Below are 12524 nucleotides of genomic sequence, written 5' to 3'. Positions count from 1 at the left end.
CAGGTGACTGAGATTTCAGGCTTTTTCATATCAGCGTGGTATAGCAAGACGATAATCCGGTCGAATGTCAAGCAATTCTGTTGCCAGATTGACGAAAGGGTCACACTGTACCTGATAAAATTTGTTAAGCAACTTTATTAGCATGCAAAAACGCATCGCGCCAGGTTAACGAGCCCGTAAGCCCCTCACAAAACAAGGGAAAATTTGCCCCTCACCTTTGCTGGCGGTAAACTTCGACAAAAATTGAGGAGGATGAAAATGAGCGAGACATCTCAACCTATCGATCGTCAGGCGTTGCTTGAGCTGGCGAATCAGCTAATTCGCGATCATGACGACACGCTGGCGGGCATTGAGGCCACCGGTGTGACGCAGCGCAACGGCGTGCTGGTGTTTAGCGGAGAGTACTACCTGGATGAGCAAGGGTTGCCAACGGGGAAAAGCACGGCGGTATTCAATATGTTCAAATATTTAGCCCATGAACTTTCTGAAAAGTACCACCTGATCGATTAAAAAAGAACGCGAGGCCTGAGCCTCGCGTTTTTGTTTACATCATCGGTTTTTGCCCGCGCTGCCACCAGCGCATCAGCAGATGATCAACGCTTTCTGTTGCGCTACCGGTAAAGCGCTCCAGCAACTTTTTACGCTGTTGGTAACGCACGCCAATCGCTTCATGCTCCTGAATCAGGCCCAGTAACAGCTCATCGCTGGTGCCGACTTCATCCACCAGCCCCTTTTCCAGCGCCTGGCTACCGTACCAGTGCTCGCCGGTCGCCACCTGCTCAATATCAAGCTGCGGCCGCATCTGGCTGACAAAACCTTTAAAGAGATCGTGAGTTTCGTTAAGGTTCTCACGAAACTTCTGCCGACCCTCTTCCGTATTCTCACCCAGCAGCGTCAGCGTGCGCTTGTACTGCCCGGCGGTATGCAGCTCAATATCAATATCTTTGCTTTTCAGGAAGCGGTTGAAGTTGGGCACCTGCGCCACCACGCCAATCGAGCCAATGATGGAAAACGGTGCGGCGACAATTTTATCTGCCACGCAGGCCATCATGTATCCGCCGCTGGCGGCGACTTTATCCACGGCAACGGTGAGCGGGATCTGCTTATCGCGCAGGCGTTGCAGCTGCGAGGCCGCCAGACCGTACCCGTGTACCACGCCGCCCGGGCTTTCAAGACGCAGCAGCACCTGATCGTTCGGGGTTGCGACGCTCAGCACGGCGGTTACCTCTTCGCGCAGACCGTGTACTTCACCCGCATCCATGCTGCCTTTAAAGTCGAGTACGTAGACGCGCGGTTTGATCGGCTCTTTTGACACGCCCGCCTTCGCCTGGGCTTTTGCCGCTTTTGCATCCGCCTTCAGCTTTTTCTTCTGCGCTTTATGCCACTGCTTCTGCTGGTGAGTATCCATCAGGCCGACGGACATCTCCTCCTGCATCTCTTTATAGTGCTCGTTGAGTCGGGTGATCTTCAGCTCGCCACGCTGACGTTTGCGCTGGCGCAGATTGATGATAAGCGTCATAACGATCGCCACTGCCACCACCACGGTGGCGACTTTGGCTAAAAACAGACCATATTCAGAGAGTAATTCCATGCATACCACCTCGGTGACTTCACTCAATAATCGGCTCAGTGTACATGAGCGGTGCGGGCGCGTCTCGCGCCAGGCGTGCGGCCGCTTCGCCATGTTGCTGAATTTTTTAGCACTCCTTAAGGTAAAGGGTGTGTAACTCTCCCCTTCACCGATTGAAATAGCCGGACGTTTAAGGCATAAAGCCAACACGTGAAGGTGATTACAGGCTGCGGCCTGAGGAGACAGAGTGCACTATCAGCCCAAACGCGACCTGCTAAACGGTCGCATCATTCTTGTCACCGGTGCCAGCGACGGTATTGGAAAAGAGGCGGCATTAACCTACGCCCGCCACGGCGCCAGCCTGATTCTGCTGGGTCGTAATGAAGAGAAACTGCGCCGCGTCGCGCAGCAGGTGAACGACGAAGGCCAAGCCGCGCAGTGGTTTATCCTCGATATGGCAACCTGCACCCCCGAAGATTGCCAACAGCTCGCCAGTGAAATCGCAACCACCACACCCCATCTGGATGGCGTGCTGCATAACGCCGGCCTGCTCGGCGATATCTGCCCGATGAGCGAGCAGGATCCGGCCGTCTGGAACGAAGTGATGCAGGTCAACGTTAACGCCACATTCTACCTCACCCAGGCACTGCTTCCTTTATTACTCAAATCAGACTGCGGCTCGCTGGTCTTTACCTCCTCCAGCGTCGGTCGCCAGGGGCGTGCCAACTGGGGCGCGTATGCGACCTCGAAGTTTGCCACCGAAGGGATGATGCAGGTGCTGGCGGAAGAGTATCAAAACCGGCTGCGCGTCAACTGCATCAACCCCGGCGGAACGCGCACCAGCATGCGCGCCAGCGCCTTCCCGACGGAAGATCCCCAGAAGCTTAAAACCCCGGCCGACATTATGCCGCTCTACTTGTGGTTGATGGGCGATGACAGCCGCCGCAAAACTGGCATGACCTTCGATGCGCAACCGGGCCGCAAGCCGGGGATCGCCCAATGAGTGATGAACGTTATCAGCAGCGCCAGCAGAAGGTAAAAGAGCGCGTCGATGCACGGGTTGCCGCCGCCCAGGATGAGCGCGGGATTGTTATTGTTTTCACCGGTAACGGCAAAGGCAAAACCACGGCGGCTTTCGGCACCGCCACGCGCGCCGTCGGGCATGGCAAAAAGGTGGGTGTGATTCAGTTTATCAAGGGCACCTGGCCAAACGGTGAGCGTAACTTACTTGAACCATTGGGCGTCGAATTTCAGGTGATGGCCACCGGCTTTACCTGGGACACACAAAACCGCGAAAGCGATACCGCCGCCTGCCTTGAAGCATGGCAGCACGCTGAGCGGATGCTGACCGATCCGGCGCTGGATATGGTGTTGCTGGATGAATTGACCTATATGGTGGCGTATGACTATTTGCCGCTGGAAAAGGTGTTAACTGCCCTGCAAAACCGGCCGCCGATGCAGACGGTGATCATTACCGGACGTGGCTGCCATCGTGATATTCTCGAGGCGGCGGATACGGTAAGCGAGTTAAGGCCGGTGAAGCATGCGTTTGAGGCGGGAATAAAAGCGCAGATCGGCATCGATTATTAGCGATAAAAAAAGGGGCCTGAGCCCCTTTTTCATTAATCGTTTTTATTGCGTCCGCCACCCGGGCGGCGATTGCCGCCGGCAGGCTTACCGCCGGTCGGCTGAGCGTGACGCTTCACGGCACGACGGATCTGATTCGCTTTCATGCGACGGCGATCTTTCTCCACCGCGACTTTTGATTGCGTCTCAGCATCCAGACCGACCAGCTCACGCAGGTAGTTAGTCTGCGCCAGATCAAGCTCGGTCCAGCCGCCGCGCGGCAGCCCTTTCGGCAACGGAATATCGCCGTAGCGTACGCGGATAAGTCGGCTCACCTGCACACCAACCGCTTCCCACAGGCGACGCACTTCGCGGTTGCGCCCTTCGGTCAGCGTAACGTTGTACCACTGGTTAATGCCTTCACCGCCGCTGAACTTGATGGTCTTAAACGCTGCCGGACCATCCTCCAGCTGCACACCGCGCGACAGATCGCGCAGCTTCGCGTCATCCACTTCGCCAAACACGCGCACGGCGTATTCGCGCTCGACTTCGCGGCTCGGGTGCATCAGGCGGTTCGCCAGCTCACCGTCGGTAGTGAAAAGCAGCAGACCGCAGGTGTTGACGTCCAGACGACCGACGGCAATCCAGCGCGCACCGCGCAGTTTCGGCAGACGATCGAACACAGTCGGGCGCCCTTCCGGATCGTTACGGGTGCAGAGCTCGCCTTCCGGTTTGTAATAAGCCAGTACGCGGCAGATCTGTTCGACGGACTCTTTCACCGAAATGAGGTGACCATCGATACGGATTTTCAGCCCCGGCGTGACCTCGACGCGGTCGCCCAGCGTGGCGATTTTGCCATCAACGCTGACGCGGCCTGCCTGGATAATAGTTTCGATTTCACGGCGGGAGCCGTGGCCGGCCCGCGCCAGCACTTTCTGTAGTTTCTCGCTCATCGAGCATCCTTTATGTCGCCTTCACAGGCGTCGAATAGGGTCATCAGCCCGGCTTAAGCCGCGTCTGAAATGGCCGCGTAGTATAGCGACTTGCGCCGCTATAAGAAAGGCCTAACGTCACCGACGCCTTCACGGATCACCACCGGCGCATCGTCGGTAAGATCAACCACCGTCGTCGGCTGCTGGCCGAGATAGCCGCCGTGAATCACCAGATCCACCAGCTTCTCCAGACGATCTTTAATTTCATCGGGATCCGACTCGGTAAACTCGCTACCCGGCAGCATCAGCGACGTCGAGAGCATCGGCTCATTGAGCGTCTCCAGCAGCGCCAGCGCAATCGGGTTCGACGGCACGCGCAGGCCGATGGTTTTACGTTTCTCCTGCAACAGGCGGCGCGGCACCTCTTTGGTCCCTTTCAGGATGAAGGTGTAGTTACCCGGCGTGTTGTTTTTGATCAGGCGAAACGCCACATTATCGACGAACGCGTAGGTGGAGAGTTCCGAGAGATCGCGGCACATCAGCGTAAAGTTGTGGCCGTCCGGCAGGTGACGGATGCGGCAAATACGCTCCATCGCCCCTTTATCTTCAAGTTTGCAGCCCAGCGCGTAGCCGGAGTCGGTGGGATAGACGATAACGCCGCCTTTGCGCACGATATCGACGGCCTGATTGATTAAACGCGGCTGCGGATTATCTGGATGAATATAAAAAAACTGACTCATACAACCCTCTCTGTGTTGTTCTGCGGCTGCTCCCACGCCGACCAGACGCCGTCGACGCCCGCCGGAAGCCAAAGTTTGCGTCCCAGTTCAATCCAGGGACAGGGCTGATGAAAATCAGACCCCTGCGACCCTAACAGACCGAACTGGCGGGCATACTCCGCCAGCTGAGTTCGCTCATTGGGAGCCTGCTGGCATTGGGCGACTTCCATCGCCTCACCGCCGCATTGAGCAAAATGCGCCAGCAGTCTCTTAAGCCATTTGGCAGAAAGATTATAACGCCCCGGATGGGCCATTACCGCCGTCCCGCCAGAATGATGAATCACATCAATGGCTTGTTCTATTGTACACCACTGAGGCGGAACGTAACCCGTTTTGCCACGGGCAAGGTACTTTTTGAAAACATCGGCCATATTACTAGCTTTGCCCTGCTCAACCAGGAAACGGGCGAAATGGCCGCGCGTCACATTCGCGCCCTGCGCCAGACGCATTGCCCCTTCCAGCGCGCCGGGAATATGGGCTTTCTCCAGCCGCTCAGCGATAAGCTTTGCGCGCTCAGTGCGACGCTGGGATTGCTGTTCCAGAAAATCCCGCATCGCCGGGTGGTCGATATCAATATTCAGCCCAACAATGTGGATCTCGTGGTTTTCCCAAAGCGTTGAGATCTCCACCCCGCTGATTAAATTGAGATCCAGCCCGGCGCGGGCAATTTCAGCACGGGCAGCAGGAATGGCGTCGGTGGTGTCGTGATCGGTGATCGCCAGCGTACCGATGCGCATCTCGACCGCGCGGTGCACCAGCGCCTCGGGGGAAAGCAGGCCATCAGAGGCAAGCGTGTGGCTGTGAAGATCATAAATAATGGCGTAATTCGTGTCGCTCAAAGCGGCTCCGCTAATTCATCAAACTGCAATTTGTGACCTATCATAACGGGTAGCACACATTTTCTGAATTCATGGTTGACTTTCTTTTCATGAACCAGTTAACTAGTACGCAAGTTCACTCGACAACGGTATCGCAAAAATGAATGCACATCTCTTTAACAATCGCTGGTGGCGCACTCCCTGTTAAGGGCTTTGTGATCACGTGCGCATTCAGCATACCGATACCAGGCCCGCTTTTTTCAGCGGGCTTTTTTTTGAACAAATTAATGAGAGCGATGCAGATGCAAAAACCAGCACTCGACCTTCTGACCACCCAGGCGCGTTACCACAGCAACCCGACGGCGCTGTTCCACCAGCTGTGCGACGCCCGTCCAGCAACTCTGCTGCTTGAATCCGCCGACATCGACAGCAAAGACGATCTCAAAAGCCTGCTGCTGGTCGACAGCGCACTGCGCATTACCGCCTTAGGTGACACCGTCACGCTTACCGCACTGACCGCTAACGGTGCCGCCCTGCTGACACTGCTTGATAATGTGCTGCCTTCAGGCGTTGAAAACCACGTGCTGGAAAATGGCCGCGAACTGCGCTTCCCGGCGGTCAGCCAGCTGCTTGATGAAGATGCCCGTCTCTGCTCGCTCTCGGTGTTTGATGCGTTTCGTCTGCTACAGGGGCTGGTTGAACTGCCGGTCGATGAGCGGGAAGCGATGTTTTTCGGTGGCCTGTTTGCCTATGACCTGGTCGCGGGTTTTGAAGATCTGCCGGAGCTGAAGCACGACCGCAACTGCCCGGACTACTGCTTCTATCTCGCGGAAACCTTACTGGTGATCGACCACCAGAAAAAAGAGACGCGCATTCAGGCGAGCCTCTTCACCCCGTCTGCGAGTGAAAAAGATCGCCTGCTGCAACGCGTCGAGACGCTGCGCCAGCAGCTTGATGCTCCGGTTACGCCGCTGCCGGTAGAAACCGTTGAACATATGCAGTGCGACTGCAACCAGAGCGATGAGGCGTATGGTGATGTGGTGCGCAAAATGCAAAAAGCGATTCGCGCCGGTGAAATTTTCCAGGTCGTGCCGTCGCGCCGTTTCACCTTGCCCTGCCCGTCGCCGCTCGCCGCGTATGAAGTGCTGAAAAAGAGCAACCCCAGCCCCTACATGTTCTTTATGCAGGATGCGGATTTCACGCTGTTCGGTGCCTCGCCGGAGAGTTCGCTGAAGTATGACGCCAGCAACCGCCAGATTGAGATCTACCCGATTGCCGGGACGCGCCCGCGCGGGCGTCGCGCCGATGGTTCACTGGATCGCGATCTCGACAGCCGCATTGAACTTGAAATGCGTACCGACCACAAAGAGCTCTCTGAACACTTGATGCTGGTTGACCTGGCACGTAACGACCTGGCACGTATCTGTACACCGGGCAGCCGTTACGTGGCGGATCTGACGAAAGTCGACCGTTACTCCTATGTGATGCACCTGGTCTCCCGCGTGGTGGGCGAGCTGCGTCACGATCTCGATGTGCTGCACGCCTATCGCGCCTGCATGAATATGGGCACCCTCAGCGGCGCGCCGAAAGTACGCGCTATGCAGCTGATTGCCGAAGCCGAAGGTACCCGTCGCGGCAGCTACGGTGGCGCGGTGGGTTACTTCACCGCCCACGGCGATCTCGATACCTGCATCGTCATCCGCTCCGCCTGGGTTGAGGATGGTATTGCCACCGTTCAGGCCGGTGCAGGCGTGGTGCTGGATTCCGTTCCGCAGTCTGAAGCCGATGAAACCCGTAACAAAGCTCGCGCGGTTCTGCGCGCTATTGCCACCGCCCACCACGCACAGGAGATTTTCTGATGGCTGACATTCTGCTGCTCGATAATATCGACTCCTTTACTTACAACCTGGCGGATCAGCTGCGCGCAAGCGGACACAACGTGGTGATTTACCGTAACCATGTTCCGGCTCAAACCTTAATTGACCGCCTGGCAACCATGCAAAACCCGGTGCTGATGCTCTCACCTGGCCCGGGCGCGCCTTCTGAAGCGGGTTGCATGCCGGAACTGCTGACGCGTATGCGCGGCAAACTGCCGATCATCGGCATCTGCCTCGGTCACCAGGCGATTGTCGAAGCCTATGGCGGTTATGTCGGCCAGGCGGGTGAGATCCTGCATGGTAAAGCCTCCAGCATTGAACATGACGGCCAGGCGATGTTTGCGGGCCTCAGCAACCCGCTGCCGGTTGCCCGCTACCACTCGCTGGTTGGCAGTAATATTCCGGCCGGGCTCACCATTAATGCCCATTTCGATGGCATGGTGATGGCGGTGCGTCATGACGCCGATCGCGTTTGCGGCTTCCAGTTCCACCCGGAATCGATTCTCACTACCCAGGGCGCGCGCCTGCTGGAGCAGACGCTGGCATGGGCGTTGCAAAAGCTGGAGCAGGCAAACACGCTGCAGCCGATCCTGGAGAAGCTCTACCAGGCTGAGACGCTGAGCCAGCAGGAGAGCCACCAGCTCTTCTCTGCGGTGGTGCGCGGTGAGCTGAAGCCGGAGCAACTGGCGGCGGCGCTGGTCAGTATGAAGATCCGCGGCGAACAGCCGCAGGAGATTGCCGGTGCGGCGACTGCCCTGCTGGAGAATGCCGCGCCCTTCCCGCGCCCGGAGTACGCCTTTGCGGATATCGTTGGCACCGGCGGGGATGGCAGCAACAGTATCAATATTTCCACTGCCAGCGCCTTTGTCGCCGCCGCCTGCGGCCTGAAGGTGGCAAAGCACGGTAACCGCAGCGTCTCAAGCCGTTCTGGTTCGTCGGATCTGCTGGCGGCCTTTGGCATCAATCTGGATATGAATGCGGACAAATCCCGCACGGCGCTCGATGAGCTTGGCGTCTGCTTCCTCTTCGCGCCGAAGTACCACACCGGGTTTCGCCACGCGATGCCGGTTCGCCAGCAGTTAAAAACCCGCACGCTGTTTAACGTGCTCGGGCCGCTGATTAACCCGGCGCACCCACCGCTGGCGCTGATTGGCGTCTACAGCGCGGAGCTGGTGCTGCCAATTGCCGAAACCCTGCGCGTGCTCGGTTATCAGCGTGCGGCGGTAGTGCACAGCGGCGGAATGGATGAGGTCTCGCTGCATGCGCCAACCGTGGTTGCCGAACTGCACGATGGCGAAATCAGGAGCTATCAGTTAACGGCAGCTGACTTCGGCCTGACCGCCTACCATCAGGAGGCGCTGGCGGGCGGCACGCCGGAAGAAAACCGTGACATTCTGACCCGCTTATTACAAGGTAAAGGCGAGCCTGCTCATGAGGCTGCCGTCGCCGCTAACGTCGCCATGTTGATGCGGCTGCACGGCAAAGAAGATCTGAAGGCTAACGCGCAACAGGTACTGGACGTCCTGCACAGCGGGGCCGCTTACGACAAAGTCACCGCACTTGCGGCAAGAGGGTAAACAATGCAGACCGTTTTAGCGAAAATCGTCGCCGACAAAGCTGTATGGGTTGCGGCGCGCAAGGAGCAACAACCGCTGGCCTCTTTTCAGAACGAGGTGCAGCCGAGCACACGCCACTTCTATGATGCACTGCGTGGAACACATACCGTGTTTATCCTCGAGTGCAAAAAAGCGTCACCCTCGAAAGGGGTGATCCGCGCAGATTTCGACCCGGCGCGCATTGCGGATATCTATCAGCATCACGCCTCGGCAATTTCGGTGCTGACCGATGAGAAATATTTCCAGGGGAGCTTCGACTTCCTGCGTATCGTCAGCGATATCGCGCCACAGCCGGTGCTGTGCAAAGACTTTATTATCGATGCGTATCAGATTTACCTGGCGCGCTACTACCACGCCGATGCCTGCCTGTTAATGCTCTCGGTGCTGGATGATGAGCAGTACCGCACGCTTTCCGCCGTGGCGCACAGCCTTGATATGGGCGTGCTGACAGAAGTGAGTAATGGAGAGGAGCTGGAGCGCGCGGTGGCGCTGGGCGCTAAAGTTGTCGGCATTAATAACCGCGATCTGCGCGATCTCTCAATCGATCTTAACCGCACCCGCGAACTGGCCCCGCGTCTTGGCGCTGGCGTCACGGTAATTAGCGAGTCTGGCATCAACACTTATGCGCAGGTGCGTGAACTGAGCCACTTTGCCAACGGTTTCCTGATTGGCTCTGCGCTGATGTCTCACGACGATCTGGATGCGGCGGTAAAACGCGTTCTGCTCGGTGAAAACAAAGTGTGCGGCCTGACCCGCGCCGAAGATGCGCAGGCGGCGTATGACGCCGGAGCCATTTACGGCGGGCTGATTTTTGTGGCCGCCTCGCCGCGCGCGGTAAGCGTTGAGCAGGCAGAAAAAGTGATGCAGGGCGCCCCCCTGAGTTATGTTGGCGTGTTCCGTAATGCTCCAGCCGACGAGGTTGTGGCAACCGCGGCTAAACTTAAGCTGAGTGCCGTTCAGCTGCACGGCGATGAAGATCAGGCCTATATCTCCGCCCTGCGCGCGCAGCTTGGCGAGCAGACGCAAATCTGGAAAGCCCTGAGCGTCGGTACCACACTGCCACCGCGCAACCTTGAGCACGTCGATAAATATGTGCTGGATAACGGCCAGGGCGGCACGGGCAAAAGTTTTGACTGGTCACTGCTGACCGGCGAAACGCTCGACAATGTGCTGCTGGCCGGCGGGCTGGGCGCGGATAACTGCGTACAGGCGGCGAAAGCTGGCTGTGTCGGATTAGATTTCAATTCTGGCGTAGAGTCGGAGCCGGGTATTAAAGACGCCAGCAAACTGGCCTCGGTGTTCCGTACGCTGCGTGCATATTAAGGAAGCAAGATGACCACACTACTGAACCCCTACTTTGGTGAATTTGGCGGTATGTACGTTCCGCAAATTCTGATGCCCGCGCTGCGCCAGCTGGAAGAGGCGTTTGTCAGCGCGCAGAGCGATGCGGCGTTCCAGCAGCAATTTAACGACCTGCTGAAAAACTATGCTGGTCGCCCGACGGCCCTGACCAAATGTCAGAACCTGACCGCCGGTACCCGCACCACGCTCTACCTTAAGCGTGAAGATCTGCTCCACGGCGGCGCGCACAAAACTAACCAGGTGCTGGGTCAGGCGCTGCTCGCGAAACGGATGGGCAAAACCGAAATCATCGCCGAAACCGGCGCGGGACAGCATGGCGTGGCGTCTGCGCTTGCCAGCGCCCTGCTCGGCCTGAAGTGCCGCATCTATATGGGCGCAAAAGATGTGGAGCGCCAGTCGCCGAACGTCTTCCGTATGCGACTGATGGGCGCGGAAGTGATCCCGGTGCACAGCGGCTCAGCCACCCTGAAAGATGCCTGTAACGAAGCGCTGCGCGACTGGTCCGGCAGCTACGAAACCGCGCACTATATGCTCGGTACGGCAGCAGGTCCGCACCCCTTCCCGACCATTGTGCGCGAGTTCCAGCGAATGATCGGCGAAGAGACCAAAGCGCAGATCCTCGAAAGAGAGGGACGTCTGCCGGATGCGGTCATCGCCTGCGTTGGCGGCGGATCTAACGCCATCGGGATGTTTGCCGACTTTATCGAAGAGAGTGCCGTCGGTCTGATTGGCGTTGAACCGGCGGGTCACGGCATTGAGTCTGGCGAGCACGGCGCGCCGCTGAAACATGGCCGCGTCGGCATCTACTTCGGCATGAAATCGCCGATGATGCAGACCGAAGATGGGCAGATTGAGGAGTCCTACTCCATCTCCGCCGGGCTTGATTTCCCGTCAGTGGGGCCGCAGCACGCCCATCTCAACAGCACCGGTCGCGCTGAGTATGTCTCGATTACCGATGATGAAGCGCTGGAAGCATTTAAAACGCTCTGCCGTCATGAAGGAATTATTCCGGCGCTGGAGTCCTCCCATGCGCTGGCCCATGCGCTGAAGATGATGCGCGAGAATCCTGAGAAGGAGCAGCTGCTGGTGGTTAACCTCTCCGGGCGCGGCGACAAAGATATCTTCACCGTCCATGACATTCTGAAAGCGCGAGGCGAAATCTGATGGAACGCTATGACAACCTCTTCAAGCAGCTCAACGCGCGCCGGGAAGGTGCCTTTGTCCCGTTTGTCACCCTCGGCGATCCGGAACCGGGCCTGTCGCTGCAAATTATCGACGCACTGATCGAAGGCGGTGCGGATGCGCTGGAGCTGGGCATTCCCTTCTCCGATCCGCTGGCAGACGGCCCAACCATTCAGAGCGCCACGCTGCGCGCCTTCGCTGCGGGCGTTACCGTCGGTCACTGTTTTGAAATGCTGGCGGCGATCCGCCAGAAGCATCCGACCATCCCGATTGGCCTGCTGATGTATGCCAACCTGGTCTTCAGCCGCGGCGTTGATGAGTTTTACGCCCAGTGCGCCAGCGTCGGCGTCGATTCGGTGCTGATCGCCGACGTGCCGATTGAGGAGTCCGCCCCGTTCCGCCAGGCGGCGATGCGCCATAATATCGCGCCTATCTTTATCTGCCCGCCGAATGCTGATGACGATCTGCTGCGCCAGATTGCCTCTTACGGTCGCGGGTACACCTACCTGCTGTCGCGCGCAGGGGTAACAGGTGCCGAGAACCGCGCGGCGCTGCCGCTGCATCATCTGGTGGAAAAACTGACGGAGTATCATGCCGCGCCTGCGCTGCAGGGCTTTGGCATCTCGGCGCCGGATCAGGTGACTTCCGCGATTGAAGCCGGTGCCGCGGGGGCGATTTCCGGATCGGCGATTGTGAAGATTATCGAGAGCAATCTGGATAACCCGACCGCCATGCTGGCCGAACTGAAAGGGTTTGTGCAGCGCCTGAAAGCCGCCACGCTGGCGAGTTAAAGGACGTAAAAAACGGAAACAGGTCTGCAAA

The 12524-nt window shown here is 58.0% G+C and carries 12 protein-coding genes and 1 other annotated feature; of the genes, 8 read left to right on the top strand and 4 right to left on the bottom strand.

The window, feature by feature from the left end; all coding sequences use genetic code 11:
• Positions 1 to 258: 258 nt before the first annotated feature.
• On the top strand, positions 259 to 510 hold the full coding sequence (locus tag EH164_RS10755; protein ID WP_124968208.1) for a YciN family protein: 252 nt from the start codon (positions 259 to 261) through the stop codon (positions 508 to 510).
• 34 nt (positions 511 to 544) lie between these two features.
• Here EH164_RS10755 and sohB read toward each other — a convergent pair whose 3' ends face one another.
• Positions 545 to 1591, bottom strand: a complete 1047-nt coding sequence (gene sohB / locus EH164_RS10750; RefSeq protein ID WP_124968207.1) for a protease SohB — start codon at positions 1589 to 1591, stop codon at positions 545 to 547.
• A gap of 226 nt (positions 1592 to 1817) precedes the next feature.
• Here sohB and EH164_RS10745 point away from each other — a divergent pair, with 226 nt between their 5' ends.
• Together EH164_RS10745 and cobO are read left to right on the top strand one after the other, a co-directional pair.
• A complete protein-coding gene (locus tag EH164_RS10745; RefSeq protein WP_124968206.1) occupies positions 1818 to 2573 on the top strand; it encodes a YciK family oxidoreductase in 756 nt (251 codons plus the stop codon).
• Positions 2570 to 3160, top strand: coding sequence for a cob(I)yrinic acid a,c-diamide adenosyltransferase (gene cobO, locus EH164_RS10740; protein ID WP_124968205.1), 591 nt, complete (start codon positions 2570 to 2572; stop codon positions 3158 to 3160). Before EH164_RS10745 ends, cobO begins: the two co-directional genes overlap by 4 nt.
• A gap of 32 nt (positions 3161 to 3192) precedes the next feature.
• On the opposite strand, the gene rluB is transcribed toward cobO, so the two are convergent.
• The 3 genes from rluB to rnm all read right to left on the bottom strand — a co-directional run bounded on the left by rluB (position 3193) and on the right by rnm (position 5686).
• Positions 3193 to 4089 (bottom strand): 23S rRNA pseudouridine(2605) synthase RluB, encoded by an 897-nt coding sequence (rluB, locus tag EH164_RS10735; protein WP_124968204.1) that lies wholly within the window; start codon positions 4087 to 4089, stop codon positions 3193 to 3195.
• A gap of 98 nt (positions 4090 to 4187) precedes the next feature.
• Positions 4188 to 4808 carry an L-threonylcarbamoyladenylate synthase gene (locus tag EH164_RS10730; protein WP_124968203.1) on the bottom strand — a complete coding sequence of 207 codons (621 nt, stop codon included), beginning with the start codon at positions 4806 to 4808 and terminating at the stop codon, positions 4188 to 4190.
• Positions 4805 to 5686 (bottom strand): RNase AM, encoded by an 882-nt coding sequence (gene rnm / locus EH164_RS10725; RefSeq protein ID WP_124968202.1) that lies wholly within the window; start codon positions 5684 to 5686, stop codon positions 4805 to 4807. Before rnm ends, EH164_RS10730 begins: the two co-directional genes overlap by 4 nt.
• Positions 5687 to 5846: 160 nt before the next feature.
• Positions 5847 to 5942: a sequence feature (Trp leader region), on the top strand.
• A 19-nt stretch (positions 5943 to 5961) separates the two neighbouring features.
• On the opposite strand from rnm, the gene EH164_RS10720 reads away from it, so the two are divergent.
• Genes EH164_RS10720 through trpA form a run of 5 tightly spaced genes read left to right on the top strand, consistent with a single transcriptional unit; the run spans position 5962 to position 12493 of the window.
• Complete coding sequence (locus tag EH164_RS10720; protein WP_124968201.1) at positions 5962 to 7524, top strand: anthranilate synthase component 1; 1563 nt, start codon at positions 5962 to 5964, stop codon at positions 7522 to 7524.
• Positions 7524 to 9119 (top strand): bifunctional anthranilate synthase glutamate amidotransferase component TrpG/anthranilate phosphoribosyltransferase TrpD, encoded by a 1596-nt coding sequence (gene trpD, locus EH164_RS10715; RefSeq protein WP_124968200.1) that lies wholly within the window; start codon positions 7524 to 7526, stop codon positions 9117 to 9119. Before EH164_RS10720 ends, trpD begins: the two co-directional genes overlap by 1 nt.
• 3 nt (positions 9120 to 9122) lie before the next feature.
• Positions 9123 to 10481, top strand: a complete 1359-nt coding sequence (gene trpCF, locus EH164_RS10710) for a bifunctional indole-3-glycerol-phosphate synthase TrpC/phosphoribosylanthranilate isomerase TrpF (RefSeq protein WP_124968199.1) — start codon at positions 9123 to 9125, stop codon at positions 10479 to 10481.
• A gap of 9 nt (positions 10482 to 10490) precedes the next feature.
• Positions 10491 to 11684: a tryptophan synthase subunit beta gene (trpB, locus tag EH164_RS10705; protein WP_023478707.1), complete on the top strand. Its 1194-nt coding sequence runs from the start codon at positions 10491 to 10493 to the stop codon at positions 11682 to 11684.
• Positions 11684 to 12493 (top strand): tryptophan synthase subunit alpha, encoded by an 810-nt coding sequence (gene trpA, locus EH164_RS10700; protein ID WP_124968198.1) that lies wholly within the window; start codon positions 11684 to 11686, stop codon positions 12491 to 12493. The genes trpB and trpA overlap by 1 nt, the downstream gene beginning before the upstream one ends.
• Positions 12494 to 12524 lie beyond the last annotated feature (31 nt).

The sequence above is a fragment of the Kosakonia sp. CCTCC M2018092 genome (genome assembly GCF_003864115.1).
Taxonomy (GTDB): Bacteria; Pseudomonadota; Gammaproteobacteria; order Enterobacterales; family Enterobacteriaceae; genus Kosakonia; species Kosakonia cowanii.
The sequence above is the reverse complement of the archived record's forward strand: the minus strand, read 5'-3'. Positions and strand labels throughout refer to the sequence as shown.

What these genes read in the sequence shown, in the direction of transcription:
- EH164_RS10755 (WP_124968208.1), top strand. Translation starts at nt 259, where the DNA reads ATGAGCGAGACATCTCAACCTATCGATCGTCAGGCGTTGCTTGAGCTG.
- sohB (WP_124968207.1), bottom strand. Translation starts at nt 1,591, where the DNA reads ATGGAATTACTCTCTGAATATGGTCTGTTTTTAGCCAAAGTCGCCACC.
- cobO (WP_124968205.1), top strand. Translation starts at nt 2,570, where the DNA reads ATGAGTGATGAACGTTATCAGCAGCGCCAGCAGAAGGTAAAAGAGCGC.
- rluB (WP_124968204.1), bottom strand. Translation starts at nt 4,089, where the DNA reads ATGAGCGAGAAACTACAGAAAGTGCTGGCGCGGGCCGGCCACGGCTCC.
- EH164_RS10730 (WP_124968203.1), bottom strand. Translation starts at nt 4,808, where the DNA reads ATGAGTCAGTTTTTTTATATTCATCCAGATAATCCGCAGCCGCGTTTA.
- EH164_RS10720 (WP_124968201.1), top strand. Translation starts at nt 5,962, where the DNA reads ATGCAGATGCAAAAACCAGCACTCGACCTTCTGACCACCCAGGCGCGT.
- trpD (WP_124968200.1), top strand. Translation starts at nt 7,524, where the DNA reads ATGGCTGACATTCTGCTGCTCGATAATATCGACTCCTTTACTTACAAC.
- trpCF (WP_124968199.1), top strand. Translation starts at nt 9,123, where the DNA reads ATGCAGACCGTTTTAGCGAAAATCGTCGCCGACAAAGCTGTATGGGTT.
- trpB (WP_023478707.1), top strand. Translation starts at nt 10,491, where the DNA reads ATGACCACACTACTGAACCCCTACTTTGGTGAATTTGGCGGTATGTAC.
- trpA (WP_124968198.1), top strand. Translation starts at nt 11,684, where the DNA reads ATGGAACGCTATGACAACCTCTTCAAGCAGCTCAACGCGCGCCGGGAA.